Below are 24,537 nucleotides of genomic sequence, written 5' to 3'. Positions count from 1 at the left end.
TTTTGGTGGATCAGGCTGCGTCGACGAGGACCAGCTCAGCATCTTCGAGGGCGGTTACGACGATCTCGGTCAGTCCGGTCATGGCCACGCCGTCGCGGGCGTTGGCTTCGACATCGCCGATCCGCACCCGGCCTGTTGCCGGAACCAGATAGGCGTGCCGCTCAGGCGTCAATGCATAGCGGATGGTCTCACCCGCCGCGACCGTCGCCCCCAGAACGCGAGCATTGGCATTGATCGTCAGCACATCGACGTCCCCGGTGATGCCTGACGCGAGTGGCACGAATTGGCCTGCGCGGCTGTCCTTGGGGAAGGGGCGGGCACCCCAGCTCGGCGCATGACCGCGCCGGTCGGGCATGATCCAGATCTGGAACAGGCGGGTTTCCTCGTCTTCCAGATTGAATTCGGAATGCTGGATGCCGGTTCCCGCAGACATGACCTGGACATCGCCTGCTTCCGTGCGACCTGCGTTGCCGAGGCTATCCTTGTGGCTGATCGCGCCTTTGGTCACGTACGTCACGATTTCCATGTCGCGATGGCCGTGTGGGGGGAAGCCCGTGTTCGCGGCAATCCGGTCGTCGTTCCACACCCGCAGTGCGCCCCACGTGGTGCGGTCCGGATCGTGATACTCCGCGAACGAGAAGTGGTGGTGCGCATCGAGCCAGCCGTGGTTGGCAGCACCGAGCGATGCGAACGGGCGCAGTTCGATGTGGGGTTTAAGGGTGGAGGATGTGATGGTCTGGGTCATGGCGGTCTCCGGTGGGACGGGCAGGCCGTCCTGATGCGACCTAGATAACTGTTGCAGGCCTCTCGAAATATCCCGATAAAACACGTCAGGATGTTCGATAATCCTGAAAGGTCACGCGCATGGATATAGGTCAACCAACCCTCGACCAGCTGCGCTTGTTCCTCACAGTTGCCGATGAAGGCAGCTTCAACGGCGCCGCGCGCAAGCTTGGCCGGGCGATTTCGGTGGTCAGCTACGGAATCACCGCGCTTGAAGCGCAACTCGGCGTCAACCTGTTCGCGCGCGAGGGCTCGCGCAAGCCGGTCCTGACCGAAGCGGGCAAGGCGATGCTGGCGCAGGCGCGCACGGTTGCGGACGATGTCGATGCGCTGCTCGCGGGCATGCGCAGCTTCAATCAGGGCCTGGAGGCCGAACTGGGCCTCGCTGTGGATGTGATGTTCCCGACCAACCTCGTCGCGAGTGTTCTGCGTGAATTCCAGCAGGAGTTTCCCACAGTTCACCTGCGGCTGTTCGTCGAGGCGCTGGGGGCAATCGATGCGCTTGTCATCGAAGGCGCGGCCGAGCTTGGCATCGGCGGGCCGGAACTTGCCGCGCGGCCCGAGCTTGAGCGCATTGCGATCGGGCAGATCGCGATGATTCCGGTCGCTGCGCCGGGTCACCCACTCGCCCGCATGGGCACGATCCCGCCGGGTGAGGTGCGCAAGCACCGCCAACTCGTACTGACCGACCGCTCCCACCTGACGCAGGGCCAGGACTTTTCGGTGTTCTCGCCGAACACATGGCGGCTGGGCGATCTGGGTGCGCGCCACGCGCTGATGCGCGAAGGGATCGGCTGGGGAAACATGCCTGCGCTCGCGGTAGAGGCTGATATCGCGGCGGGACGCCTGGTGCGCCTCGCGGTGCCCGAAGCACCGGGGATGGAATACAATTTCCACGCGCTGTGGCGACGCGATTGTCCGGCAGGGCCAGCGCGCAGCTGGATGCTCAACGCGCTGACCGAACGGCTGGCGCAATGCCCCGACGCAAAGACGGCCCGCCAGCCAGACTGAAGGGACGTCCTGGCTGTCAAGCGTGGCGGCTCAGGTGCCGTTGCTCTTGCGCTTGAACGCAGCGTTTTCGTTTGCCTTGATGGTCGCGATTGTCAGGCCAGGCGAGTTCGGAAAGCCGTTTTTCGGCCCTTGGCTTACGCTCGCGGGAATGACTTTGCTGGCGCTTGCGCGGGTTCCTGCCATGGCAGAAGCTGGCAAGAGTCCGACAACGAGCGCGGCGGTTGCCGCGATCCGAAAGGTGCTGGTTTTCATGATATGGCCCCCGAAGTGAATGATCATTTCATCAGGGAACGAAGGCTCGTCCAAAACCTTGCCCTGACGGGCACGTCTTCGGTCGCAAAGAGTTTATTGCATTGCAACAATTGTAATTAACTTCAAATTGACCATGTCAACTTGAGCCGATGTGGTTGTAATATTCAGGAGGGGAGGGAAGACCGTTTGAGCAATGCCGTGCGCAGGCACTGGCACGTAATTTCATCACGCTGGTTTTTCAGCTCATGACGGAAGGTTACGATGCCCGCTCCGGGTCTGGACTTTGATGCTTTTAATTCAATCACTTCGCTCGTTGCATGCATAGTATCCCCGATGAATACTGGCGCGGGCATGACCAGCTTGTCATAGCCTAGATTGGCCACCAGCGTGCCCAAGGTGGTATCTCCAACCGACAACCCGACCATTAAGGCGAAGGTGAAGGTCCCATTAACAAGGATCTGCCCGAACTCGCTCGCGCGGGCGGCTTCGGCATCGATATGCAGCGGCTGCGGGTTATGGGTCATCACCGAGAACAGCAGGTTGTCGGTCTCGGTCACGGTGCGCCTGATCTCATGCTCGATCCGGTCGCCCATCTGCCACTGATCGAAGTATTTGCCAGCCATCCTCAATCCTCTCCTGCAAGGGGAGGGGCACCGCCCCCTCCACCATGCCAAGCCCATTTACAAATCCCCGTTCGTGTCGAGCGTAGTCGAGACACTTCGCGCAGGTGTCTCGACTACGCTCGACACGAACGGTTCTTGGTTCAGTCCGCCTTTGTCACTTGCACGAGCACAGCCTCGACCTGAACTTGAGCGCCCGCCTCGACGTTCAACTCGGCGACTATGCCGTCAAACGGAGCCACCAGCGCATGCTCCATCTTCATCGCCTCAAGCACGAGCAACTTCTGTCCCTTGGTCACGGTTTGACCTGCCGCGACATCGACTGAGATTACTTTGCCCGGCATGGGCGAGAGGATTGCGCCGTCTTGCTGGACGTTCTGGCCGGTTCCACGCATTTGGTGTTTGAAAAAGTAGCCGTGACCGTGGTGAATGACCACCAGTCCGCCAGCACTCTCGTAAGATGAAACGTTCAAGCCGCCGCTCAAGGGGTCGGGAAAGGTGCAGGATTCCAATTTCACAGATCGGCTCGTGCCATCGAGGCCAATCGCCATGCGATCATAGTAAGGAGCGTTGAGACGAAAGCCGTTAAGCGGAGTCCACTCGAAGTTGCTCGAAAGTTCACGAGCGGCATAGAGCCACAACTTCTCCGATGGATTTGGCCGATTTATGAGCACATCCTCATTCTTTCCAATGAAGCCGGTATCGACGTTTGCCGCCAAGAAGTCCTGGTGGGTCAATGCAGCATGCAGGAAACCTGCATTGGTTCGTACCGGCCAGATCATGATGTTGCCTACCGCACGAGCGAGTTCGGTGATCGTCTCGTCGCGATCAGGACGATGAACAATCAACTTGGCGATCATAGGATCGTAAAATGTGCTGATTTCATCGGAACTGCCGACGCCGGTCTCCACGCGTTCTGACGTGTTGAAATCGAGGATTTCTAGCCGCCCTATGCTCGGCAAAAAACCCTTCGCCGGATCTTCCGCATAAAGCCGCGCTTCCATCGCCCAGCCGTTGATGCTCAGTTCATCCTGCCGCTTCGGCAACACCTCGCCCGAAGCCACGCGCAACTGCCATTCCACCAGATCGACCCCGGTGATCTCCTCGGTCACCGGATGCTCCACCTGCAACCGCGTGTTCATTTCCATGAACCATATGCGGTCCGCGCGCAGGCCTTCCGATCCATCGGCGATGAACTCGATCGTGCCTGCGCCTTCATAGTCCACCGCCTTGGCCGCGCGCACTGCTGCGCCGCACACCGCCTCGCGTGTGGCCTCGTCCATGCCGGGGGCGGGGGCTTCCTCGATGACCTTCTGGTGCCGCCGTTGCAACGAGCAGTCGCGCTCGAACAAGTGGACCACGTTGCCATGGCTATCGCCGAACACCTGCACCTCGATGTGGCGGGGTGAGAGGATGTACTTCTCGATCAGCACGCGATCGTCGCCGAACGAGGACGCAGCCTCGCGGCGGCATGACGTCAAGCTTTCCGCAAAGTCCTCAGCGCGTTCCACGCGCCGCATACCCTTGCCACCGCCACCCGCGACGGCCTTGATCAGCACCGGATAGCCGATCGCGTCGGCCTCGGCCTGCAAGCGATCGGGCGATTGGTCGTCGCCCAGATACCCCGGCGTCACCGGTACACCCGCCGCGATCATCCGCGCCTTGGCCGCATCTTTCAGCCCCATCGCGGTAATGCTCGCAGGCTTGGGGCCTACCCACACCAGCCCCGCGTCGATCACAGCCTGCGCGAACTCGGCATTTTCGGACAGGAAGCCGTACCCCGGATGGATCCCCTCCGCCCCGGTCGCCTTGGCCGCAGCGATGATCCGCTCGCCCACCAGATAGCTTTCGCGTGCCGGTGACGGCCCGATGTGCACCGCCTCGTCGGCAGAGCGCACGTGCAAGGAATTGCGGTCCGCGTCGGAATAGACCGCCACGGTGCGGATACCCATCCGACGCGCAGTGCGGATCACACGACAGGCGATCTCGCCGCGATTGGCGATGAGGAGCGATTTGATCATCGTCACATCCTGAACACGCCGAACGACGCGCGTTCGGGAATGGGAACCTCGAGGCATACTTCAAGCGCCAGCCCCAACACGTCGCGCGTTTGCACCGGATCGATTACCCCATCGTCCCACAGCCGAGCGGTCGCGTAATAGGGATTGCCTTCGTCCTCGTACTTCTGGCGTATCGGGGCCTTGAACGCCTCGGCCTGCTCGGGCGTCCAGCTGTCAGCGTCGCGGTGGACGGTCGCCAGCACCGATGCGGCCTGTTCGCCGCCCATCACACTGATGCGGGCGTTAGGCCAGGTGAACAGGAAGCGTGGGGAATAGGCACGTCCGCACATGCCATAGTTGCCCGCGCCGAAGCTGCCGCCGATCAGCACGGTGATCTTGGGGACTTGCGCAGTCGCCACCGCCGTCACAAGCTTTGCGCCATGTTTTGCAATGCCTTCGGCTTCATACTTTCCACCGACCATGAAGCCCGAGATGTTCTGCAGGAACAGCAGCGGGATGCGCCGCTGGCACGCCAGCTCGATGAAGTGCGCACCCTTTTGCGCGCTTTCGGAGAACAGCACGCCGTTGTTGGCCAGGATCGCCACCGGCTTGCCCCAGATATGCGCGAACCCGCAAACCAGCGTCGTCCCGTAAAGCGCTTTGAACTCGTGAAACTCGCTGCCATCAACGATCCGCGCGATCACTTCGCGCACGTCGTAGGGCGCGCGGACGTCGTCGGGGATGATCGAGTAGAGGTCTTCGGCGGGATAGACGGGCGCCCGCACCGCCTCAGGAGATTCCGCAATCTGGCCTGAGGCCCCCGCCTTCGCAGGGGAGCCGAGATGGCTGACGATGTCGCGGACAATGGTCAGTGCGTGTTCGTCGTTGTCGGCCAGATGATCCACCACGCCCGATTTGCGCGCATGGAGATCGCCGCCGCCCAGTGCCTCGGCCGTGATCTCCTCACCGGTTGCGGCCTTGACCAGCGGAGGGCCCGCCAGAAAGATCGTACCCTGTTCCTTCACGATCACCGATTCATCCGACATTGCCGGCACATAGGCGCCGCCTGCGGTGCACGATCCCATCACGCTGGCGATCTGCGGGATACCCAGCGCGCTCATCTGTGCCTGATTGAAGAAAAACCGGCCAAAATGGTCACGGTCGGGAAAAACCTCCGACTGGTTGGGCAGGTTCGCCCCGCCGCTATCGACCAGATAGACACAAGGAAGGAAATTTTCCCGAGCGATTTCCTGCGCTCGCAGGTGCTTCTTTACAGTCATCGGGAAGTATGTCCCGCCCTTGACCGTGGCATCGTTGGCAAAGATCATGCACTGCCGACCCGAGACCCGGCCGATGGCGGTGATGATCCCGGCACCGGGCACTTCGTCGCCATACATGCCGTTCGCGGTGAGCTGACCGACCTCGAGCAATGGTGATCCGGGATCGAGCAGACGTTCAACCCGGTCACGCGGCAACAGCTTGCCCCGCGATACATGACGGTCGCGGCTGCGCTCATCACCGCCCAGCGCTGCCTTGGCGACACGCGCGCGCAATTCTGCCGCGAGCGCTCGGTTATGCGCCGCGCGCGCCTGTGATTCAGCAGTGGATGTATCAAGGTTGCTCGAGATCACGGGAGCGGTCATGCGGAAAGCTTTCGGTTGAGCACGCGGATCCACAGCGGGATCGTCACCATGCCCATCTGGCTGAACTGGGGTGAGACGAAGGTAAGCGCGACACTGGTCAACGCACCCAGGATCACGCTGAACGCACCGTTTGCCTCACGAGCCAATGGCGCGTCGGCGAGCGACAACTCACGGATCCGGCGGACCAACACCCACCCGACCGACGCTGTCGCAAGAAGCGTGAGGTTGTAGAACATGGCGGGACCGAACTGGGTCAGGTTTGTGCCGAGCAGTGCCGTCGAGAACGGCATGAAGGCAATCGCCATCAAGTAGAACACGTTGGGCCACATCAGGCGGGGGCTGTACGCCACGACATGGCCGAACAACTGATGATGCGATATCCAGAAGCGGCCAATGACAAGGAAGCTCAGGCCGAAAGCGAAGAATTTCGGAAATAGCACCGCCATCGCCTCGCCGAACTGTTCGAGACCGCCGTCGCGTGCCAGGTGCGGAACCTCGATTTCCAGTACGAGCAGGGTGATCGCGATGGCGAACACCGCGTCGGAAAAGAATACCAGGCGCTCCAACGCCAGCCCGCCATGTTCCACTTGTGTCGTACGATCGGTCATTCGCATGTCCCCACCTTCGTTCGCCTCACAATCACGCCCTAGCTATGCGCAAGCTCAATCACGCGGCAGCTCCCTGATCTCGACGCTGCCGCCGCTCTCGTAGACAGGGTTTCCCGTGAGAAACGTTTCAGCTTCAGCAAGGTCGGCCACATGCAACCTGATATAACCTGCCAGTGGTGTAAGCTCGGTGCTTGCGGCAGCACCTTTCCTGAAACGCTTGCCATCCCCGATCGAACTGCCGCCGTCGAAAGCACCTGACGCGTGCAGGCGCGTGAAATAAGCATCCCACAGACCAGCATCTTCCGGCTGCGTGGCGTCGCCGCGCATCAGCAGGATGAAATCCGCCATCAACGTCCTCCGATCAGTTCGCGCCCGATCAGCATCCGCCTGATTTCATTGGTTCCCGCGCCGATGTCGAGCAGTTTTGCGTCGCGCAGATAGCGTTCGACCGGCCAGTCCTTGGTATAGCCCGCGCCGCCCAACGCCTGGACCGCCTCGCCCGAGACGCGGAAGGCGTTCTCGCTCGCCAGCAGGATCGCGCCTGCTGCATCGAACCGCGTCGTCTGGCCGGTGTCGCAGGCCTTGGCGACGGCGTAGACATAGGCTCGCGCCGATTGCATCGCGACATACATGTCCGCGATCTTGGCCTGCATCAACTGGAACGAGCCTATCGGCTGGCCGAATTGCTTGCGCTCGCGCACATAGGGGATGACCGTGTCGAGACACGCCTGCATGATCCCGATCTGCATGCCTGCCAGCACGACACGCTCGTAATCAAGCCCGCTCATCAGCACGCCGACGCCGCCGTGCAGCGGGCCCATGACGTTCTCGTCGGGGACGAAGCAGTCCTCGAAAACCAGTTCGCACGTCGGGCTGCCGCGCAGGCCCATCTTGTCTATCTTCTGGCCGATCGAGAAGCCGGGCATGTCTCTTTCGATCAGGAAGGCAGTGATACCGCGGCTGCCGGCGTCGGGCGACGACTTGGCGTAGACCACGAGGGTATCGGCATACGTGCCGTTGGTGATCCAGAACTTGGTGCCGTTGAGCCGGAACCCGCCTGCCACTGCGTCGGCGCGGAGCTTCATCGAGACGACGTCTGAACCGGCGCCCACCTCTGACATCGCCAATGCACCGACGTGCTCGCCCGAAATGAGCTTGGTGAGGTACTTGGCCTTCTGCTCGTCGTTACCCCAGCGGCGGATCTGATTGACGCAGAGGTTTGAGTGTGCGCCATAGGAAAGACCTACCGAGCCGGATGCGCGGCTGACTTCCTCGACCGCGATCACATGGTCGAGATAGCCCAGACCAAGCCCGCCGTGCTCTTCCTCGACAGTGATACCGTGCAGCCCGAGCGCGCCCATCGGCTCCCACAACTCGCGCGGAAAACGGTCGTTACGGTCGATCTCGGCGCTGAGCGGCGCGATCTGCTCGTCGGCAAAGCGACCCGCCGCTTCGCGGATCATCAGGGCGCTCTCGGTGAGGCCGAAGTCGAAATCGGGCGTTGCGCGCATTCTGGGGTATCCTCAGCCTTGTTTCTTGCAACCTACCACCGCCAAATCTCCGATCAAAATTGATTTACATCGCGACTTGCGATAGATTTTACCTATGATGAAACGCGCCCATCTTCGTCAGTTTCTGGCGCTGGTCGAGACCGGCAATTTTACGCGGGCAGCCGACCGCCTCGGCATTGCGCAACCCACCCTGTCGGCGGCGATTGCGGAACTCGAGCGGCTGGCGGGCAACCAGTTGTTCCTGCGTGACCGGCGACAGGTGCGGCTGACCGAGGCTGGCTCGCGGCTCGTTACCCACGCCCGCGCCATCGAGCGCGAGTTCCGCGCCGCGGAACTGGCATTCGGCGAGGCCACTGCACCGGTGACGCCGCTCCGCGTTGGCGTCGTACCGTCGATTGCAACGGCGATGCTTTCGGCAATCGTGCGGGGAAGTGCAGGACCGCAACCGCTGGTTCTCGCTGAAGGGACGGACGCCGAACTGCGCCGCAGGATGGGCGAAGGCCAAGTCGATGCGATCATCACCGTGCTACGTGCCGAAGACGCCGATCGTCCCTCATTACCGCTGATTGAAGAAGACTACAGGCTGTTCCTCCCCGAAGGTCACGCCCTTGCAGGCGCGGCCCAGATCGAGGCGGGAGACGTGGCCGCTGAAACCATGATCGCGCGGCGCAGCTGCGAAATTCTGGGCGAAACCAGCCGCTGGTTTACCCAGCGCGGCGTGCGGCCGCCATTTTTCCTGCGCTCGGCCAATGACGATCGCTGCATGGAGATGGTGCGCGCCGGAATGGGCGTTACCACCGCGCCGCATTCGCTTGGCCGAGATGGTGTGGTCGGGGTGCGGTTGTCGGGTTACGATTTCAGGCGAACGCTTGGACTACTCGCTCCTCGAGATCGGCCCGATCTTGTCAGTCCGGGGCACCCCCTGGCTGATGCTTGCAGGGCAAGCGGCGGCTGACCCGATTACTTCGTCGCGAGCAGCAAACGTCCTTCACCCAGTCGCTCAAGAACGCTGGTTATATCATTGTTCGAGAAAGCAAAGCATCCCTGACTACGGCCAATTCGGCCCTGATCCCGGGCCATGTCGGCATCGACGTAGGACGCAGCGTGGATCACGATTCCGCGTTCCATCGCCGCACTGTTAGCGTCTTCGAGCCCGATCAGGCGGCGCGAACGGCCATGCTTGCCGACATATGTGGTGCCCGTGAGGAAGGCGCCGGAACTCGACGCATTAGAGCCCATCTGGTTGGAGAACCGTTGAACCCACCCGCTGTTGGCCGGGTCCGATCCGCTCCCGTGCGAAACGAGGAGCGATGACAGGACCTTGCCACCGGCGATGTCGATGAGATGGAAGCGCGCTTCACGCGAGGCCTGCGAAAAATCCACGTATCCGACCAGATCGCGGTTGCGCACATGGTTGCCCTGCGCATCGAGCGCTGCAACTGCGCGCTGCACCATCGGCGGTAGAGTCGGCTTTGCGAAGGGGGAGGGTGCAACCTCCCGAGGCGGCGTGATCGCCAGGGCGGGTTGACCGGAAACGGCCAGACTTCCGACAGTTGCAGCAAGGGCGCCTAAAAATCGACGCCGATCAGGAACCATTACGCGAGACCCCGGTTGTTTTCTGTTGGACCGCAAATTGTATGCCGGACTGCGCTTTCGCAAGTCTGACAGCCTGCCCTTGCGACGAGGTGTGCCTCAGCCGCCGTCTGTCGAACGTTACCGAGCGCCTGGGACGACGAGCGCCACTCGCCAGCGCTGCAGTTGCCACCCGAGCTACACGCCCGCCGATACGATCCTGATGGCGCAAGCACGCGTCCGATCGTCGCAGGGCTATTGTCTATCTTTAAAGTTGAGTTACTTCTTGAGTGCGTCGGGACGTAAACCGAGTCGACCGGCTTTCAACTTCGGGAGTTAGCGAACATGACTCAATCAGCACATTCGACCGGCGGCAAAGATCCGCTGATCCTCACCGTTCCGGGCCTTGGCAATAGCGGTCCTGGCCATTGGCAGACACTTTGGGAAGAGACCCTTCCCAACTGCCGCCGCGTGGATCTCGGCTTGTGGGACGATCCGCATCGCAATACCTGGGTCAACAAGATCAACCTTGCCATCCAGCGCGCCGACCGACCCGTCGTGCTCGTCGCGCACAGTCTGGGGTGTCTTGCCGTAGCGTGGTGGGCCGAATTCGAGCAGCCGACCGACGGCAAGGTGATCGGCGCGCTTCTGGTTGCGCCGCCAGACGTCGAAGTGCGACCGATCGACCGTCGCCTCACGCGTTTTGCGCCGTTCCCGCACGGCGAACTGCCGTTTCCCTCGGTGCTCGTCGCCAGCCGCGACGATCCGTACATGGGCGTCGGTCAAGCGCACCACCTTGCGCGAACGTGGGGCAGCCGCTTCGCCGATGCGGGCGAGGTGGGCCACATCAATGCCGAGGCCGATCTGGGCGAGTGGACATTCGGCAAGCTTCTCCTCAACCAGCTTCTGCCCACGCCCGTTGCCCTGTCCGACGCGGGTGGGGTCTCGGCTGGCGGCAACTTTCAACCTGATCACGCGCTTCGGCGTCTTGGCGCTTGAGGGTCAGATTGGACCGGCTCGTGGGCCGGTCCGGTCGATGACCAGGCCATAGGCGTCGTTTGACCACGTAAAGCCTGCCGTCTCTGGGGTGTCCCATTGCGGAGACCCCATGGACACCCCTTGAAGGTCGCTCCAGACCCCGTGATCATCGAACCGGGAAAAATGCGAAATTCTCGTGGCACGCCAATGCGCTAACTCGAATACATGGGCCTCCAGCGCCCTGTCGCGCCGTTCCCAGCCGACCCACGTGATCGGGTTGTCCTGCGCATAGGCGTTGTTATTGCCGCGCTGGCTTCGCCCGAACTCGTCGCCCGCTGTCAGCAAGATCGTACCGGTTGATACGAACAGCGTGCCAAGCAGCGCGCGCGCATAGGCAGCGCGCCGCGCGAGTACCTGAGGATCCTGCGTTTCGCCCTCTATACCGTTGTTCCAGCTGAAGTTTTCGCCATGGCCGTCGCGGTTGCTTTCGCCATTCGCCCAGTTGAGCCGCTCTTTGTAGGCAAGGCCATCTGCCAGCGTGAAGCCATCGTGCGCGGCCAGGAAGTTGACCGATCGGCACCGTTTGCCGAACACATCGGACGATCCGGCAATGCGTGTGGCAAGTACGCCCACGCCGCCATCGCCACGCCAGAACCGCCGCACGTCGTCGCGGTATCTATCGTTCCATTCCAGCCAGTTATCTGGGAAACTTCCCAACTGGTAGCCGCCGGGGCCGATGTCCCAGGGCTCAGCGATCAGGACCCGGTCGGCCAGCCACGGATCGGCGGCGATATCGGGAAAGATTGGTGCGTCGGCGGAAAACCCGGGGCTGCGCGCAAGGGTCGTCGCCAGATCGAAGCGAAATCCGTCGATCCCGCAATGCTTTACGAAGTGGCGCAAAGTTTCGAGCGCCAGCGCACGGACGTTGGAATTGCCGAAGTCCAGCGTATTGCCGCAGCCGGTATCGTTGATCAGGCTACGGTCCGGCGCCTTGGCGTAGGCGTCATCATCGAGACCACGTAGCGATAGCACTGGCCCCAGAACGTCGCTTTCGCCCGTGTGATTCAACACGATATCGAGGATAACGCCGATCCCCTCCGCATGAAGCGCCGCCACCGTCGCGCGCAGTTCGGCCACCCCGCCGGGGCACAGCCTCGGGTCGAGCGCCATGGGAGTCACCGGATTGTATCCCCAAGCGTTGCTCAACCCGAGCGGGGGCAGGTGCCGCTCGTCGATCCACGCGACGATCGGCATCAATTCTATCGCCGACACGTGCAGGCTCTTGAGATGCCCGATGATCGCCGGATGTGCGAGCGCCGCGACGGTGCCGCGCAAGCGCTCCGGCACATCGGGATGGAGCATCGTGAACCCGCGTACGTTGACTTCGTAGATCAGCCCGCCATGCTGAAAACGCGGTGGTTCTGAGGCAACCATCTCGGATTGCGATACGATTGCTCGAGGAACCAAGCTCGCAGTATCAATGCCATATTCGGATAACTTCGGATCATACCTGAAGCATCTATCGAGCTCGATCGCGTATGGATCGACAAGCAGCTTGGCTGGATCGAACCACAGTCCTGCCGCCGGGTTCCATTCGCCCGCAGCACGATAGCCATAGCTTCTACCGGTCAAGTTCTGGGCGATTTCAACGTTCCAGCACGCACCGTCCCGCACCATCGGGATCCGCTGTTCGACCTCCTCATCGAACAGGCACAGCGTCAGGCCATCGGCGCGCGGGGCGCGGACAGTGAAGCGCGTCCGAAGCCCTGCAATCGAAACGCCTGGCGTCACGTCACCACATCGGGCGCAGTGCGGCCAGTGTGCCGCGCGATCCCGGCGATGGCGTCGGCAGCACCAATCAATTCAGCCAGCATATCGGGAGTCTCGCGGTCGAGATCACCGCCGACGGGCTCGTAGCGTTCGAGATAGACGCGCAAGGTCGCCCCTTCGGTGCCGGTGCCCGACAGGCGGAACGCTACGCGCGAGCCGCCCTCGAACAGCACGCGCACGCCCTGATTAGCGCTGGTCGAACCATCGACCGGATCGAGATAGGAGAAGTTATCCGCCGTCGAAATAGTCAATGATCCAAATGACTTGCCCGGCAAAGTTCCGAGGCTTTGGCCAAGTTCGGCCATCAGCGCATCGGCCTGTTCGGTGGCAATCGCTTCGTAGTCATGCCGAGCGTAGTAGTTGCGGCCGAACTTCACCCAGTGCTCGCGCGCCAGTTGATCGACGCTGATCTTGCGCACGGCCAGAATGTTGAGCCACAGCAGCACCGCCCACAGCCCGTCCTTCTCACGCACATGGTCGCTGCCGGTGCCCGCGCTCTCCTCGCCACAGATCGTCACCATGCCGGCGTCGAGCAGGTTGCCAAAGAACTTCCAGCCGGTTGGCGTCTCGAAACAGGGCAAGCCCAGTCCCTCGGCCACGCGATCGGCGGCGGCACTGGTCGGCATCGAGCGCGCGATGCCGTTGAGACCGTTCGCATAGCCCGGCGCGAGGTGGGCATTGGCGGCGAGCATCGCGAGGCTATCGGACGGGGTGATGAAGCGGTGCCGCCCGACAATCAGGTTGCGGTCGCCATCGCCATCGGAAGCCGCGCCGAAATCTGGGGCGTCAGCGGCGAACATTGTTTCGAACAACTCGTGCGCATGGACCATATTGGGATCGGGATGGTGTCCGCCAAAGTCTTCGAGAGGGACGCCGTTGCGCACGGTGCCCCTGGCGAACCCCAGCCGACCTTCCAGAATTTCGGTGGCGTAAGGGCCGGTGACCGCGCTCATCGCGTCGAACGACATCGTGAAGCCGTTCTGAACATTGGCGCGGACTGCATTGAAATCGAACAGGGATTCCATCAACTCGGCATAGTCGGCGACCGAATCGATCACCTCGACCGTCAAGTCGCCGACACGCGTCGCGCCGATCGTGTCGAGGTCCACGTCGGAAGCATCGACCGTCAGCCAGCGGTCGATCGTGGTCGTGCGCGCATAGATCGCGTCGGTTACGCCTTCGGGTGCAGGGCCACCGTTGGCGATATTGTACTTGATCCCGAAGTCCTCGTCCGGTCCGCCCGGATTGTGGCTGGCGGACAGGATCAGTCCGCCCGAGGCACAATACTTGCGGATCACGTGGCTGGCAGCTGGCGTGGACAAGATACCGCCTTGGCCGACGAGGACGCGTGCGTAGCCATTGGCCGCGGCGATGCGGATCGTCTGCTGGATGACCTCGCGGTTGTGGTAGCGTCCGTCGCCACCGAGCACCAGGGTGGAGCCGTCAGCACGCTCAACCACGTCGAACACCGCTTGGACGAAGTTTTCGGCGTAGTTGGGCTGCTGGAAGACTTTGACCTTCTTGCGCAATCCCGAAGTGCCCGGCTTTTGGCCAGAGTAAGGGGTGCTCTTAACAGTCCGGATCATTGTTCCTCCGCAATCAGGCTGGCGTAGAGGTCCGCATAGGCTTTGCCCGAGCGGGTCCATGAAAAGTCGGTCTTCATCCCGGCGCGCTGGATCGAGCGCCAGACTTCGGGTTGCTCATAGAGCGTCACAGTCCTCGTCAACGCATCGGCGAGCGAGGCGTAATGGACTCCGTCGAATTGCACCCCGGTCGCGACGCCCCCCATGACTGCTGCAAGGTTGGCGTCGATTATCGTGTCGGCCAGGCCACCCGTGCGCGCAACCACGGGCACGCAGCCATAGGCGAGGCCGTATAGCTGGGTCAGGCCGCAAGGTTCGAACCGGCTCGGGATCAGGATCGCGTCGCCGCCTGCCTGCATCCGGTGCGAAAGGTCTTCGTCATAGCCGATGCGGACCGCCACCTTGCCGGGGTGACGCATGGCGGCGGCGTGTAGACCCGCCTCCATTGCGGCATCACCCGACCCCAGCAGCGCGAGGCGGCCGCCGATGCCGACGAGATGGTCGATCACCTCGAGCAGGACGTCCATGCCTTTCTGCCAGGTCAGGCGCGAGATCACCACGAACAGTGGGCCGTCGCTGGGCTGAAGGCCGAACTCTGCTTCGAGCGCGCGCTTGTTGGCACTGCGCCTTGCGACGGTTTTGACGCTGAACCGTGCGGCAAGCGCGAGGTCTTTCTCGGGGTTCCACTGCGCCGTATCGATGCCGTTGACGATGCCCGATACGCGGCCACCCCGGCTGACTATCAGACCCTCGAGCCCCATGCCGAACTCCGGGGTGCGGATCTCGCGCGCATATGTCGGGCTGACCGTAGTGATAGCGCTGGCAGCTTCCAGGCCCGCTTTCAGGAAGCCGATGCCGCCGTGGTATTCCACTCCGTCGAGCGACCACGCCTCTGCCGGGAGGCCGAGAGCGGGGAACTTATCGGCGCTGCAGAACCCCTGGAATGCCATGTTGTGGATGGTCATCACCGACGGCGCGGCCTTGCCACCCGGGCTCGGGGCGAAGCGCAGATAGGCGAGCGCCATCGCGGCCTGCCAGTCGTGTGCGTGGACAAGATCGAACGTCCGCCCCTTTGCCGCGCCGCCTGCGATATCTGCAGCGGCGCGGCCGAATGCGGCGAAGCGGCGCCAGTTGTCGGTCCAATCCTTGCCCGAAACGTCGCCGTAAGGCCCGCCATCGCGCTGGAAATACGCAGGAGCGTCGAGCACCAGCAAGGGGTGTCCGTCGATCTTGCCCGCGAGCAGGCGGGCTCTCTCCCCGAGCAGGCTTTCCCAGACGTGGACCGCGCGCGGGCGCGAAAGATCCTTCAGAACGGTTGGATAGCCCGGCAGGAACGTCGTCAGTTCAGCGCCATGGGGCGCCAGCGCGGACGGCAGCGCGCCGACGACGTCGGCCAAACCGCCAGTCTTCACCAGCGGCACCGCTTCGGACGCGACCGAGAGCACCCTGATCGTCATCCGAGCTGATCAATCATCCGCTTGGTGATCAGGCAGACCCCGCTTTGCGTGCGGCGGAAACGCTTGGCGTCCAGTTCCGGGTCTTCGCCGACGATGAGGCCTTCGGGGATGCGAACGCCGGAATCGAGGATCACGCGGGTGAGACGGGCACTTCGTCCAATGTTGCAATAAGGCAGGATAACTGCTTCTTCACACTGGGAAAAACTGCCCATCTTGACGCCTGTAAACAACAGGCTGCGCCGCGCGACCGCGCCCGAGACGATGCAGTCCTGACTGATCAATGACGAGATCGCCATGCCGCGCCGTCCGTCCTCGTCGTGCACGAACTTCGCAGGGGCGGCGATGATCTGGTCGGTCCAGATCGGCCAGTCGCGATCGTACATGTCGAGCTTGGGCACGACATCGGTGAGGTCGAGATTGGCGTCGAAATAGGCGTCGAGCGTGCCGACATCCCGCCAGTATTCCTCGATTTCCTCGGCCGCGCGGATGCACGACGCAGTGAAGCGGTGCGCAACAGCCTTGCCGTTCTTGACGATGTCAGGGATGATGTCATTGCCGAAATCATGGCTGGAATTGGTGTCGGCGGCATCTTTCTGCAGGATGTCGAAGAGGAACTTCGTGTCGAACACGTAGATCCCCATCGACGCCAGCGCCATCGCCTCGTTGCCTGGGATGCCGGGCGGGTCGGCAGGCTTCTCGACAAAGGCGGTGATCGTGTCGGCGGTATCGACCGCCATGACGCCGAACCCGCTGGCCTCGGCGCGAGGAACGACGAGGCAGCCCACGGTGACATCCGCCCCGCTTGCCACGTGCTGGCGGAGCATCAGCTCGTAGTCCATCTTGTAGATGTGATCGCCCGCCAGAATGACCATGTATTTGGGTGCGTAGGACTGAATTATGTCGATGTTCTGGAATACCGCGTCGGCAGTCCCTTCGTACCACTGGTGTTCGGAGACACGCTGGGATGCGGGCAGGATGTCGAAGCTTTCGTTGCGTTCGGGCCGCATGAAGTTCCACGCGCGCTGCATGTGGCGGATCAGCGAATGCGCCTTGTACTGCGTGGCAACGCCGATGCGGCGGATCCCTGAGTTGATCGCGTTCGACAGAGCGAAATCGATGATCCGCGACTTGCCGCCAAAGTAGACCGCTGGCTTGGCACGATTGTCGGTCAGTTCGTTCAGACGGCTGCCGCGTCCGCCAGCGAGGACGTAGGCCATCGCATCGCGCGCGAGCGGCTGAGAGTAAGTTTCGCGCATTCCCGGTATCCCGTCCCTATCCCTGAAATTCGAGCATAATGGTCGCCAATGGTGGCAGTACGACGAAAGCTGCGCCGTCCTGTGCGGTCACTTCGCCCAGATTGCCGATGCCGCTGCCACCGTAGTCTTGCGCGTCGCTGTTGAGCACTTCGCGCCATGAGCCGTCGCGGGGCAGGAGCAGGCGATAGTGATCGTGGACTTGCGGTGTCATGTTGCAGATCACCGCGAGCGGCTTTTCGCCCGGAGCCTTGCGTAGCCAGGCGAAGACCGACGCTTGCGCATCGTCGACCACCAGCCACTCGAACCCTTCCGGCTCGCAATCGCGGGCATGGAGAGCAGGGCGTGCGATGTATATACGGTTGAGGTCGCGCACCCAGCGGCGAACGCCTTCGTGGGCCGGGGCCTCCAGCAGGTTCCAGTCGAGCGAACGCGCCTCGCTCCATTCGCGGCGCTGGGCGAATTCCTGGCCCATGAACAACAGCTTCTTGCCGGGATAGCCCCACATCAAGCCGTAATAGGCGCGCAGATTGGCGAACTTCTGCCAGTCGTCGCCGCTCATCTTGGTCAGCAGCGAGCCCTTGCCGTGGACGACCTCGTCATGGCTGATCGGCAGGACGAAGTTCTCGGAGAAAGCATACGTCAGGCCGAAAGTGATCTCGTCGTGGTGGAAACTGCGGTGGATCGGCTCGCGCGCCATGTACTGCAGCGTGTCGTGCATGAAGCCCATGTTCCACTTGAACCCAAAGCCCAAGTGCTCGCGCGGTGCCTCATCGAAGGCGGGCTTGCTGACACCGGGCCATGAGGTCGATTCCTCGGCGATCGTCAGGAAACCGGCATGGGCGGCATAGACCGCGCGGTTCATCTTCTGGAGGAAGGCGACCGCCTCCCAGTTCTCGCGTCCGCCTTCGTCGTTGGCGATCCACTCGCCCGCCTCGCGCGAGTAGTCGCGGTAGAGCATCGAGGCGACCGCATCGACGCGCAATCCATCGACGTGATAGCGCTCGGCCCAGAACAGCGCGTTGTTGACGAGGAAACTGACGACTTCGTGGCGGCCGAAGTTGTAGATCAGCGTGTTCCAGTCGGGATGGAAGCCGAGGCGCGGATCTTCGTGTTCGTAGAGCGCGGTGCCATCGAACCGGATGAGGCCGTGTTCGTCGGTCGGGAAGTGCGCGGGCACCCAGTCGATCAGGACGGAAACACCGGCGCGGTGTGCGCCATCGACGAAGCGGGCAAAACCTTCGGGTGGGCCGAACCGGGCGGACGGGGCGTAAAGGCCGGTGGTCTGATAGCCCCAACTCGGATCGTAGGGGTGTTCGGAAACCGGCAGGAACTCGATGTGGGTGAAGCCCATCTCGGTAACGTAGGGGATCAGGCGCTCGGCGAGTTCGTCCCACGTGTAGAAGCCCTCGTCATGCGGCTTCTGCCATGATCCGGGGTGCACTTCGTAGATCGACATGGGCTGGCGGCGGGCATCGACGCTTGCCCAATGCGCGCGGTGATCGGCGTCGCCCCAGTCGAGCTTGACCGGATGCGCAGTGACCGAACCGGTATAGGGCCGGAACTCGGAGGCGAGGGCGAAAGGGTCAGCCTTGAGTGGCTGGACGGTGCCGTCCGCGCCGACGACTCGGTACTTGTAGATGCGGTGTTCGCCGATGTCGGGAATGAACACTTCCCACACGCCGATATCGGCGCGGCGGCGCATCGGATGGCGGCAGTGGTCCCAGTCGTTGAAATCGCCCACCACGCTGACAAGACTGGCGTTCGGTGCCCATACCGCGAAGTGCACGCCGGACGCGCCTTCATGCTCGATCAGGTGTGCGCCGAGCTTGTCGAACAGGCGCAGATGCGTGCCTTGGGCGATCAGGAAATCGTCCGTCGGGCCTAGCACCGGTCCGAAGGAGTAAGGGTCGGTCACCAGCCACTCGTGCGTGCCTGCGGTGCAGGCATAGCGCACGGGCTGGCGCTGCCCCGTAACCTTGCCCTCGAACAATCCGCGTCCGTCCACACACGCAAGTTCGCCCAGCTTTTTGCCGCCAAGCGACCATGCAACGGCGGTCTGCGCTCCCGGCAGAACGGCGCGTGCAAACGCACCGGCAGGACCTTGGTGAATCCCCAGAAGCGAAAAAGGATCGGCGTGCGTCCCGTCAAGCAGGGCTTCGATGGCGCTCGCCGATGGCTGCATGTTGGTCCTTCAGACTCCCCAGATGTCGCTGGCGTATTCGCCGATTGTTCTGTCTGATGAGAACCACCCGACATTGGCAATGTTCCGAATGGCCGAGGCACGCCAGCCCTGCTGGTTTTCCCAGCGTCGGTCGATCTTGCGCTGGGCCGCGTGATAGGCGTCGAAATCGGCTGCGACCATGAACCAGTCGTGGTCGTAAAGTCCGCCCATCAGGCCCTTGTAGCGATCCTTGTCGTCGGGCGAGAACACGCCGCTGGCGATGGCTTCGATCGCCTGCTTCAATTCGCGTGAGTTTTCGATCACCTCGCGCGGGACATAGCCATTGGCGCGCTGGTCTTCGACCTCCTGCGCGGTCAGTCCGAAAATCTCGATGTGATCGTCGCCGACATGATCCTTGATCTCGACGTTGGCACCATCGAGCGTGCCGATGGTCAGCGCGCCGTTGAGCGCGAACTTCATGTTGCCCGTGCCCGACGCTTCCATGCCCGCGGTCGAGATCTGTTCGGACAGGTCCGCCGCCGGGATGATCCGTTCGGCCAGACTGACGTTGTAGTTGGGCACGAACACGACCTTGAGCAGCCCGCCGACCGAAGGATCGGAATTGACCCGGCGCGCAATATCGTTGGCCAGTTTGATGATTAGCTTGGCGTTGTGATAGCTCGATGCCGCCTTGCCGCCGAAAATCTTGACGCGCGGCACCCAGTCGCGTTCGGGGTGGCTGCGAATTTGGTCATAGAGCGCGACTGTCTCGATCAGGTTGAGCAGCTGGCGCTTGTATTCGTGAATGCGCTTGATCTGCACATCGAACAGCGCATCGGGATCGAGCCGCACGCCGGTCAGCGTCTTGATGTGCTTGGCCAGCGCGATCTTATTGGAGCGCTTAACCTCAGCGATGCGCTCACCCAGCGAAGCGTCGCCAGCCAGCGCGTTCAGGTCGGACAGCTTAAGCGCGTCGTCGAGGAACGCGTCGCCGATTGCGTCCTTCAACACCGACGTCAGCCCCGGATTGCACTGCTGCAGCCAGCGGCGCGGGGTAACCCCGTTGGTCTTGTTGTTGATCCGCGCAGGGTACAGCTTGTGCAGGTCCGAAAAGACCGTCGATTTCATCAGCTCGGTGTGGAGCGCGGCCACGCCGTTGACGCTGTGCGCGCCGGTAAAGGCAAGGTTTGCCATCCGTACGCGCCGCTCGCCGCCCTCTTCGATCAGGCTGATCGAAGAGATTGCGCCATCGTCCATCCCAGCCTTGCGGGCCTCGCGCAGCACGCGGCTGTTGATCGCGTAGACGATCTGCATGTGGCGCGGGAGCAGGCGTTCGAATAGCGGCAATGGCCAGGTCTCGAGCGCTTCGGGCAGCAAGGTATGGTTGGTGTAGCCCACGGTTGCCTTGGTCACCTCCCATGCTTCGCTGAATTCAAGCCCATGGACGTCGACCATCAGCCGCATCAATTCGGCCACGGCCACGGCGGGGTGGGTGTCGTTGAGCTGGATCGCGGCCTTGTCGGGCAGGGTCCGGATATCGCCGTGGTACTGGACGTGGCGGCGGACGATGTCCTGGATCGAGGCGGAGGTGAAGAAGTACTCCTGCCGCAGCCGCAGTTCCTGGCCCGCCGGCGTCGAGTCCGCAGGGTAGAGCACGCGCACCAGACTGTCGGCGCGGATCTGCTCGGCCTGCGCGCCAAAGTGGTCGCCTGCGTTGAAGGCATCCAGTCGCAGCGGATCGAAGGCATGCGCCGTCCACAGCCGCAGCGTATTGACGCGCTTGCCGCGCCAGCCGACGACCGGGGTGTCGACCGCGCTCGCCTCAACCTTTTCAGCCGGCTTCCATTCGACGCCTTCGCCGGTATCGACCACTTCTCCGCCGAAGCCGATGATATAGGCGCTTTCGCGGCGATCGAATTCCCACGGATTGCCATGGGACAGCCAGGTTTCGGGAAGTTCGACCTGCCAACCATCATCGATGCGCTGGCGGAACATGCCGTTCACATAGCGGATGCCATAGCCGTAAGCGGGGATGTCGAGGCTGGCGAGGCTCTCCATGAAGCAGGCTGCCAGCCGTCCGAGGCCACCATTGCCCAGCGCCGCGTCAGGCTCGAGGTCTTCCAGCGCGGACAGGTCGAACCCGTGTTCGCGCAGTGCCTTTTCCATGTCCCGGGTCAGGCCCATGTTCGACAGCGCATCGCGCAGCAGGCGGCCGATCAGGAATTCGAGGCTGAGGTAATAGACCCGCTTGCCGCCCTCGGCATAAGTCTTGCGGGTCGATTCCATCCAGCGGTCGATGATCGCATCGCGCAGGGTTAGTACAGTCGCGGTGTACCAGTCATGCGGCTTGGCGGCGCGCTCGTCCTTGCCCACGCGATGGCGCAGTACGTCGATAATCTGCGCGTCGATCTTGCCCGCATTGGAATCGATATCGAGGCTCATGGCACACGTCCCACCCTGTTGCTTCCGCACCTGCCTCTCGTCGCAGCCTGCTCGCGTAGTCGCGATGCCCTGGCTGCGGCTCATCAAACCCCCAGGTAGCGTGGGTAGGACAGCGCAACGCTGATCGGCAAGCGGCGAATTGGCGAGACTTGCAAGTTTATGATGCGATCGCCGTAGAGAATACGTTTGCGTTAGCGCAGGGCGATGCGAATGCCTGCCCAGACCGTGCGCGGCGTGCCGATGTCCATCGAACCGTCCTGCAACCGCGTCACGATCGTTTCACCGCCCAGATTCTCGCCGCGCAGGACCATGCTGACTGGTCCGGCAAGCGGGATTTGTGCGAATGCGTCCACAGTTGTCGCCGAGGGCAGCAGGTCAGTCTCAAGGTCGTCCTCGAACTGCGCCCCGGTGTGACGCAGCGTGACGCCAAGCGACCATCGATCCGCAGGACGCCATGACAGCGTGGTCGCCGCCGCCCAGCGCGGAGTCTGGGCAGGCCGCTTGCCGTCGAGCGCTGCCGAAGGTCCGGATGCTTCCAGTTCGGCATCGGTGTAGGCGAGCGAGCCCTCAAGCGAAACCTGGCCCGCGCGCATCCTGCCGCCAAGCTCGATCCCGCGCGCATGCACCGCATCCACGTTCTGGCGCTGACGGGTCACGGTATTGCCGCTGCTGCCGAGCGTGACGTTGGCTATCGCGTGGCGCACGCGGTTGTCGAAAGCGGTGGCGTTGAGCGTCAGGCCGGGGAGAGGCGTCAGGTCAACGCCCGCCTCGAATCCTTCCAGTTTTTCGTTGCGCAAGGCGGGATTGCGCTGCGTCGCGGTGATCGCCACTCCGCCGTTGTTGCGCGGTGCGACGACATTGAAAGAGCGGTAAAGCTCGTTCAGCGTCGGCAGGCGCAACCCGGTGTAGGCCGATGCGCGCAGCGATACGGTTCCGCTCGCGGTCAGCACTGCGCCGCCACGAAAGCTGCTCTGCCAGCCACTGCGGCCCGGGAAGGCGAGGTCGGTGGTCAGCGTGCCTGTTGGCGTTGCCTCGGCAAAGAAGCCCTTACGGATCGTCCAGCCGTCGGCGCGTGCGCCTGCGGTCAGGACCAGTGCGCCGATTGTCCAGTCGTCCTCGACAAACAGCCCCAGATCGCTGGTCTTGCCCCCAGCGCGACGGCGCGCGGTAACCAGGCCAGTAACAGCCGAATAGGCATCCTCCAGCGTCTCGCCATCGTTGAGCCGAACGTCGGCCCCCAGCCGCAGCACGTGGGCATCGCCGACCGGCGGGCGCAGTTCGGCCTTGCCGCCGACTCCGGTCGAGGGCGTCGCGCGCTGATCGAGCGTCTTGCGGAAGCTCGTCGAGCTGATCACGATGTTCGAGAAATCGCGCGCCTGCACGTAAGCCAGCACGTCGAATGCCCAGTCGCCTCGACCGACCAGCCGCAGCGAGGCATCCTGACCACTCGATGACGTGTTGGCGCCGGTGAAGCGCAGCGTGCGGCGGTCGTCGAAGACCAGTCCGCGCATCTGCAATTCGACGTCAGCCGAAAGTGGCGCGACAGCGCGAAGCCCTGCCGACCAGGCATCGAAACGTGCGCGCGCGCTGGCGGCAACGCGCTGGGAAACCGGCGTCGTGAAGAACCCCTTGCCTCGATCCCAGCGGCCCGAAACGATCGCGAACCCATCGCCCAGTTTCGGAGCGACGGCGCCCGACAGTTCGGTCTCGCCGCGATTGTTGGCCATCGCGCTTGCCTGTACCAGACCGAGCTGGTCGGCATTGGCGCTGTCAAGCTCGATCGTGCCCGCCACCGCGCCGGCACCAAATGCCCCCGCACCGCCGCCGCGCGTGACCCGCGCAGACGCCAGCCGCTCTGGCGCGATGGCGCTCAACGGGATGTAGCCGAAGAACGGATCAGCCATCGGGACACCGTCGAGTAGTACCAGCGTCCGGCTCGAAGCGTTTCCACCAAGCGAACGCAGGGTGATTCCTTGCGCCGACGGATTTGACGAGCGGCTGTCCGAGCGGCGGAACTGCTGGAAGCCTGCGGCCGACGACAGTGCGTCTTCAAGACGGCCCGATCCCGTCTGGAGCAGGCGTTCGCGTTCGATCGTCTGGACGTTGTAAGCGGTTGCGGCTGGTGGAGCCTGCAGGCCGGAGCCGATCACGACGATCGGACGCGTGGCCGGTGTCGGCTGGATATCGGCGTCCTGCGCCCGTGCGAACACCGGTACGATGATCGCGGAGAACGAGAGCAGGCCGGGCAGGCAAGTGGCTGTACGCCGCATCTAAAGCTCCAGAGCATGACCGGCGCAGCGGCGCTGGAGCGGTCAGTAGTCCGGCTCGCTCGATTCGCCAGAAAAATGTGAGGTTGTGCAATGCCGCCGATCGCTAGGTCGGGAGCCAGCATGCAAATTTATGACAATTGTCCGGGAATGACATTCGGCAAATGGCGTATCCCATGTGCTGCGCCGCAAAATATGGTGTGCAGCACATCCTAACGAGTGAGGGACAATGACAACGCAACGTCTCACCCAAGTCGAACCGGCCGTGGTGCATAAAATGGCGTCGATGCTGAAGAGCCAGAAGCCCGACGTGATCCAGAATCACTTCGGCATCGGCTTGAATACATGGGTTAAATTGCGCGAGGGGCAGGCAATCCGGCATTCGGTCGCGATACGTCTGTTGCAGCGCCTGCAACGTGACGAGGTGATTTGATCGCTTTGGGTAAGGCCCTCACGACTTCCCCTTAGGGTAGGGGGCACTCTCGGGGGCTTGAGTCGCAAACATTTGCAGTGCACAATCCCGTGGCCCGGATGACATTAGTTGGCGGGTGCTTGGGGTTGTG

At 62.7% G+C, this 24,537-nt stretch carries 20 protein-coding genes and 1 pseudogene; 4 read left to right on the top strand and 17 right to left on the bottom strand.

What is annotated here, in order from left to right; genetic code table 11:
- Positions 1-10: 10 nt before the first annotated feature.
- Positions 11-745: a pirin family protein gene (locus GGQ88_RS08125; protein ID WP_183612653.1), complete on the bottom strand. Its 735-nt coding sequence runs from the start codon at positions 743-745 to the stop codon at positions 11-13.
- Between the two features lie 119 nt (positions 746-864).
- On the opposite strand from GGQ88_RS08125, the gene GGQ88_RS08120 reads away from it, so the two are divergent.
- Positions 865-1,794 (top strand): LysR family transcriptional regulator, encoded by a 930-nt coding sequence (locus GGQ88_RS08120; protein WP_183612652.1) that lies wholly within the window; start codon positions 865-867, stop codon positions 1,792-1,794.
- A 30-nt stretch (positions 1,795-1,824) separates the two neighbouring features.
- Here the strand turns inward: GGQ88_RS08120 and GGQ88_RS08115 are convergent, their stop codons facing one another.
- The 7 genes from GGQ88_RS08115 to GGQ88_RS08085 all read right to left on the bottom strand — a co-directional run bounded on the left by GGQ88_RS08115 (position 1,825) and on the right by GGQ88_RS08085 (position 8,428).
- Positions 1,825-2,046, bottom strand: coding sequence for a hypothetical protein (locus GGQ88_RS08115; RefSeq protein WP_183612651.1), 222 nt, complete (start codon positions 2,044-2,046; stop codon positions 1,825-1,827).
- A 164-nt stretch (positions 2,047-2,210) separates the two neighbouring features.
- Positions 2,211-2,669: a MaoC family dehydratase gene (locus tag GGQ88_RS08110; protein WP_183612650.1), complete on the bottom strand. Its 459-nt coding sequence runs from the start codon at positions 2,667-2,669 to the stop codon at positions 2,211-2,213.
- 140 nt (positions 2,670-2,809) lie between these two features.
- Entirely contained in the window at positions 2,810-4,687 is a 1,878-nt protein-coding gene (locus GGQ88_RS08105; protein WP_183612649.1) for an acetyl/propionyl/methylcrotonyl-CoA carboxylase subunit alpha, read from the bottom strand.
- Positions 4,688-4,689: 2 nt separating this feature from the next.
- The gene (locus tag GGQ88_RS08100) at positions 4,690-6,309 is read right to left on the bottom strand and encodes a carboxyl transferase domain-containing protein (protein ID WP_183612648.1); all 1,620 of its coding nucleotides are present in this window, start codon (positions 6,307-6,309) and stop codon (positions 4,690-4,692) included.
- Positions 6,306-6,917: a TMEM175 family protein gene (locus GGQ88_RS08095; protein WP_183612647.1), complete on the bottom strand. Its 612-nt coding sequence runs from the start codon at positions 6,915-6,917 to the stop codon at positions 6,306-6,308. Before GGQ88_RS08095 ends, GGQ88_RS08100 begins: the two co-directional genes overlap by 4 nt.
- 54 nt (positions 6,918-6,971) lie before the next feature.
- Positions 6,972-7,265: a YciI family protein gene (locus GGQ88_RS08090; protein ID WP_183612646.1), complete on the bottom strand. Its 294-nt coding sequence runs from the start codon at positions 7,263-7,265 to the stop codon at positions 6,972-6,974.
- A complete protein-coding gene (locus tag GGQ88_RS08085) occupies positions 7,265-8,428 on the bottom strand; it encodes an isovaleryl-CoA dehydrogenase (protein WP_183612645.1) in 1,164 nt (387 codons plus the stop codon). Before GGQ88_RS08085 ends, GGQ88_RS08090 begins: the two co-directional genes overlap by 1 nt.
- Before the next feature lie 94 nt (positions 8,429-8,522).
- On the opposite strand from GGQ88_RS08085, the gene GGQ88_RS08080 reads away from it, so the two are divergent.
- Positions 8,523-9,383 (top strand): LysR family transcriptional regulator, encoded by an 861-nt coding sequence (locus tag GGQ88_RS08080; RefSeq protein ID WP_221214574.1) that lies wholly within the window; start codon positions 8,523-8,525, stop codon positions 9,381-9,383.
- Positions 9,384-9,388: 5 nt separating this feature from the next.
- Here the strand turns inward: GGQ88_RS08080 and GGQ88_RS08075 are convergent, their stop codons facing one another.
- Both GGQ88_RS08075 and GGQ88_RS21245 read right to left on the bottom strand, forming a co-directional pair.
- Positions 9,389-9,883, bottom strand: coding sequence for a murein L,D-transpeptidase catalytic domain family protein (locus tag GGQ88_RS08075; RefSeq protein ID WP_246385747.1), 495 nt, complete (start codon positions 9,881-9,883; stop codon positions 9,389-9,391).
- Between the two features lie 66 nt (positions 9,884-9,949).
- Positions 9,950-10,024 (bottom strand): annotated as a pseudogene (locus GGQ88_RS21245) (twin-arginine translocation signal domain-containing protein); the annotation flags it as partial.
- A gap of 321 nt (positions 10,025-10,345) precedes the next feature.
- On the opposite strand from GGQ88_RS21245, the gene GGQ88_RS08070 reads away from it, so the two are divergent.
- Positions 10,346-10,999: an RBBP9/YdeN family alpha/beta hydrolase gene (locus GGQ88_RS08070; RefSeq protein ID WP_183612642.1), complete on the top strand. Its 654-nt coding sequence runs from the start codon at positions 10,346-10,348 to the stop codon at positions 10,997-10,999.
- A gap of 3 nt (positions 11,000-11,002) precedes the next feature.
- On the opposite strand, the gene glgX is transcribed toward GGQ88_RS08070, so the two are convergent.
- The 7 genes from glgX to GGQ88_RS08035 all read right to left on the bottom strand — a co-directional run bounded on the left by glgX (position 11,003) and on the right by GGQ88_RS08035 (position 23,977).
- The gene (glgX, locus tag GGQ88_RS08065; protein WP_183612641.1) at positions 11,003-12,769 is read right to left on the bottom strand and encodes a glycogen debranching protein GlgX; all 1,767 of its coding nucleotides are present in this window, start codon (positions 12,767-12,769) and stop codon (positions 11,003-11,005) included.
- Positions 12,766-14,394, bottom strand: coding sequence for an alpha-D-glucose phosphate-specific phosphoglucomutase (locus tag GGQ88_RS08060; RefSeq protein ID WP_183612640.1), 1,629 nt, complete (start codon positions 14,392-14,394; stop codon positions 12,766-12,768). The genes glgX and GGQ88_RS08060 overlap by 4 nt, the downstream gene beginning before the upstream one ends.
- Positions 14,391-15,848: a glycogen synthase GlgA gene (gene glgA / locus GGQ88_RS08055; RefSeq protein WP_183612639.1), complete on the bottom strand. Its 1,458-nt coding sequence runs from the start codon at positions 15,846-15,848 to the stop codon at positions 14,391-14,393. The genes GGQ88_RS08060 and glgA overlap by 4 nt, the downstream gene beginning before the upstream one ends.
- Entirely contained in the window at positions 15,845-17,104 is a 1,260-nt protein-coding gene (gene glgC / locus GGQ88_RS08050) for a glucose-1-phosphate adenylyltransferase (RefSeq protein ID WP_183612638.1), read from the bottom strand. The genes glgA and glgC overlap by 4 nt, the downstream gene beginning before the upstream one ends.
- Positions 17,105-17,120: 16 nt before the next feature.
- Complete coding sequence (gene glgB / locus GGQ88_RS08045) at positions 17,121-19,286, bottom strand: 1,4-alpha-glucan branching protein GlgB (protein ID WP_183612637.1); 2,166 nt, start codon at positions 19,284-19,286, stop codon at positions 17,121-17,123.
- 9 nt (positions 19,287-19,295) lie between these two features.
- Complete coding sequence (locus GGQ88_RS08040) at positions 19,296-21,707, bottom strand: glycogen/starch/alpha-glucan phosphorylase (protein WP_183612636.1); 2,412 nt, start codon at positions 21,705-21,707, stop codon at positions 19,296-19,298.
- 191 nt (positions 21,708-21,898) lie between these two features.
- Complete coding sequence (locus GGQ88_RS08035; RefSeq protein WP_183612635.1) at positions 21,899-23,977, bottom strand: TonB-dependent receptor; 2,079 nt, start codon at positions 23,975-23,977, stop codon at positions 21,899-21,901.
- 226 nt (positions 23,978-24,203) lie between these two features.
- Between GGQ88_RS08035 and GGQ88_RS08030 the strand changes: the two genes are divergently transcribed.
- Positions 24,204-24,407: a hypothetical protein gene (locus GGQ88_RS08030; protein WP_183612634.1), complete on the top strand. Its 204-nt coding sequence runs from the start codon at positions 24,204-24,206 to the stop codon at positions 24,405-24,407.
- The last annotated feature ends 130 nt before the right edge of the window (positions 24,408-24,537 follow it).

Source organism: Novosphingobium hassiacum, from assembly GCF_014196055.1.
GTDB lineage: Bacteria > Pseudomonadota > Alphaproteobacteria > Sphingomonadales > Sphingomonadaceae > Novosphingobium > Novosphingobium hassiacum.
The sequence above is the reverse complement of the archived record's forward strand: the minus strand, read 5'-3'. Positions and strand labels throughout refer to the sequence as shown.

What these genes read in the sequence shown, in the direction of transcription:
- GGQ88_RS08035 (WP_183612635.1), bottom strand. Translation starts at nt 23,977, where the DNA reads ATGCGGCGTACAGCCACTTGCCTGCCCGGCCTGCTCTCGTTCTCCGCG.
- GGQ88_RS08075 (WP_246385747.1), bottom strand. Translation starts at nt 9,883, where the DNA reads ATGGTGCAGCGCGCAGTTGCAGCGCTCGATGCGCAGGGCAACCATGTG.
- GGQ88_RS08105 (WP_183612649.1), bottom strand. Translation starts at nt 4,687, where the DNA reads ATGATCAAATCGCTCCTCATCGCCAATCGCGGCGAGATCGCCTGTCGT.
- GGQ88_RS08115 (WP_183612651.1), bottom strand. Translation starts at nt 2,046, where the DNA reads ATGAAAACCAGCACCTTTCGGATCGCGGCAACCGCCGCGCTCGTTGTC.
- GGQ88_RS08060 (WP_183612640.1), bottom strand. Translation starts at nt 14,394, where the DNA reads ATGATCCGGACTGTTAAGAGCACCCCTTACTCTGGCCAAAAGCCGGGC.
- GGQ88_RS08120 (WP_183612652.1), top strand. Translation starts at nt 865, where the DNA reads ATGGATATAGGTCAACCAACCCTCGACCAGCTGCGCTTGTTCCTCACA.
- glgC (WP_183612638.1), bottom strand. Translation starts at nt 17,104, where the DNA reads ATGCGCGAAACTTACTCTCAGCCGCTCGCGCGCGATGCGATGGCCTAC.
- glgA (WP_183612639.1), bottom strand. Translation starts at nt 15,848, where the DNA reads ATGACGATCAGGGTGCTCTCGGTCGCGTCCGAAGCGGTGCCGCTGGTG.
- GGQ88_RS08040 (WP_183612636.1), bottom strand. Translation starts at nt 21,707, where the DNA reads ATGAGCCTCGATATCGATTCCAATGCGGGCAAGATCGACGCGCAGATT.
- GGQ88_RS08070 (WP_183612642.1), top strand. Translation starts at nt 10,346, where the DNA reads ATGACTCAATCAGCACATTCGACCGGCGGCAAAGATCCGCTGATCCTC.
- GGQ88_RS08100 (WP_183612648.1), bottom strand. Translation starts at nt 6,309, where the DNA reads ATGACCGCTCCCGTGATCTCGAGCAACCTTGATACATCCACTGCTGAA.
- GGQ88_RS08095 (WP_183612647.1), bottom strand. Translation starts at nt 6,917, where the DNA reads ATGACCGATCGTACGACACAAGTGGAACATGGCGGGCTGGCGTTGGAG.
- GGQ88_RS08125 (WP_183612653.1), bottom strand. Translation starts at nt 745, where the DNA reads ATGACCCAGACCATCACATCCTCCACCCTTAAACCCCACATCGAACTG.
- GGQ88_RS08090 (WP_183612646.1), bottom strand. Translation starts at nt 7,265, where the DNA reads ATGGCGGATTTCATCCTGCTGATGCGCGGCGACGCCACGCAGCCGGAA.
- glgB (WP_183612637.1), bottom strand. Translation starts at nt 19,286, where the DNA reads ATGCAGCCATCGGCGAGCGCCATCGAAGCCCTGCTTGACGGGACGCAC.
- GGQ88_RS08080 (WP_221214574.1), top strand. Translation starts at nt 8,523, where the DNA reads ATGATGAAACGCGCCCATCTTCGTCAGTTTCTGGCGCTGGTCGAGACC.
- GGQ88_RS08085 (WP_183612645.1), bottom strand. Translation starts at nt 8,428, where the DNA reads ATGCGCGCAACGCCCGATTTCGACTTCGGCCTCACCGAGAGCGCCCTG.
- GGQ88_RS08110 (WP_183612650.1), bottom strand. Translation starts at nt 2,669, where the DNA reads ATGGCTGGCAAATACTTCGATCAGTGGCAGATGGGCGACCGGATCGAG.
- GGQ88_RS08030 (WP_183612634.1), top strand. Translation starts at nt 24,204, where the DNA reads ATGACAACGCAACGTCTCACCCAAGTCGAACCGGCCGTGGTGCATAAA.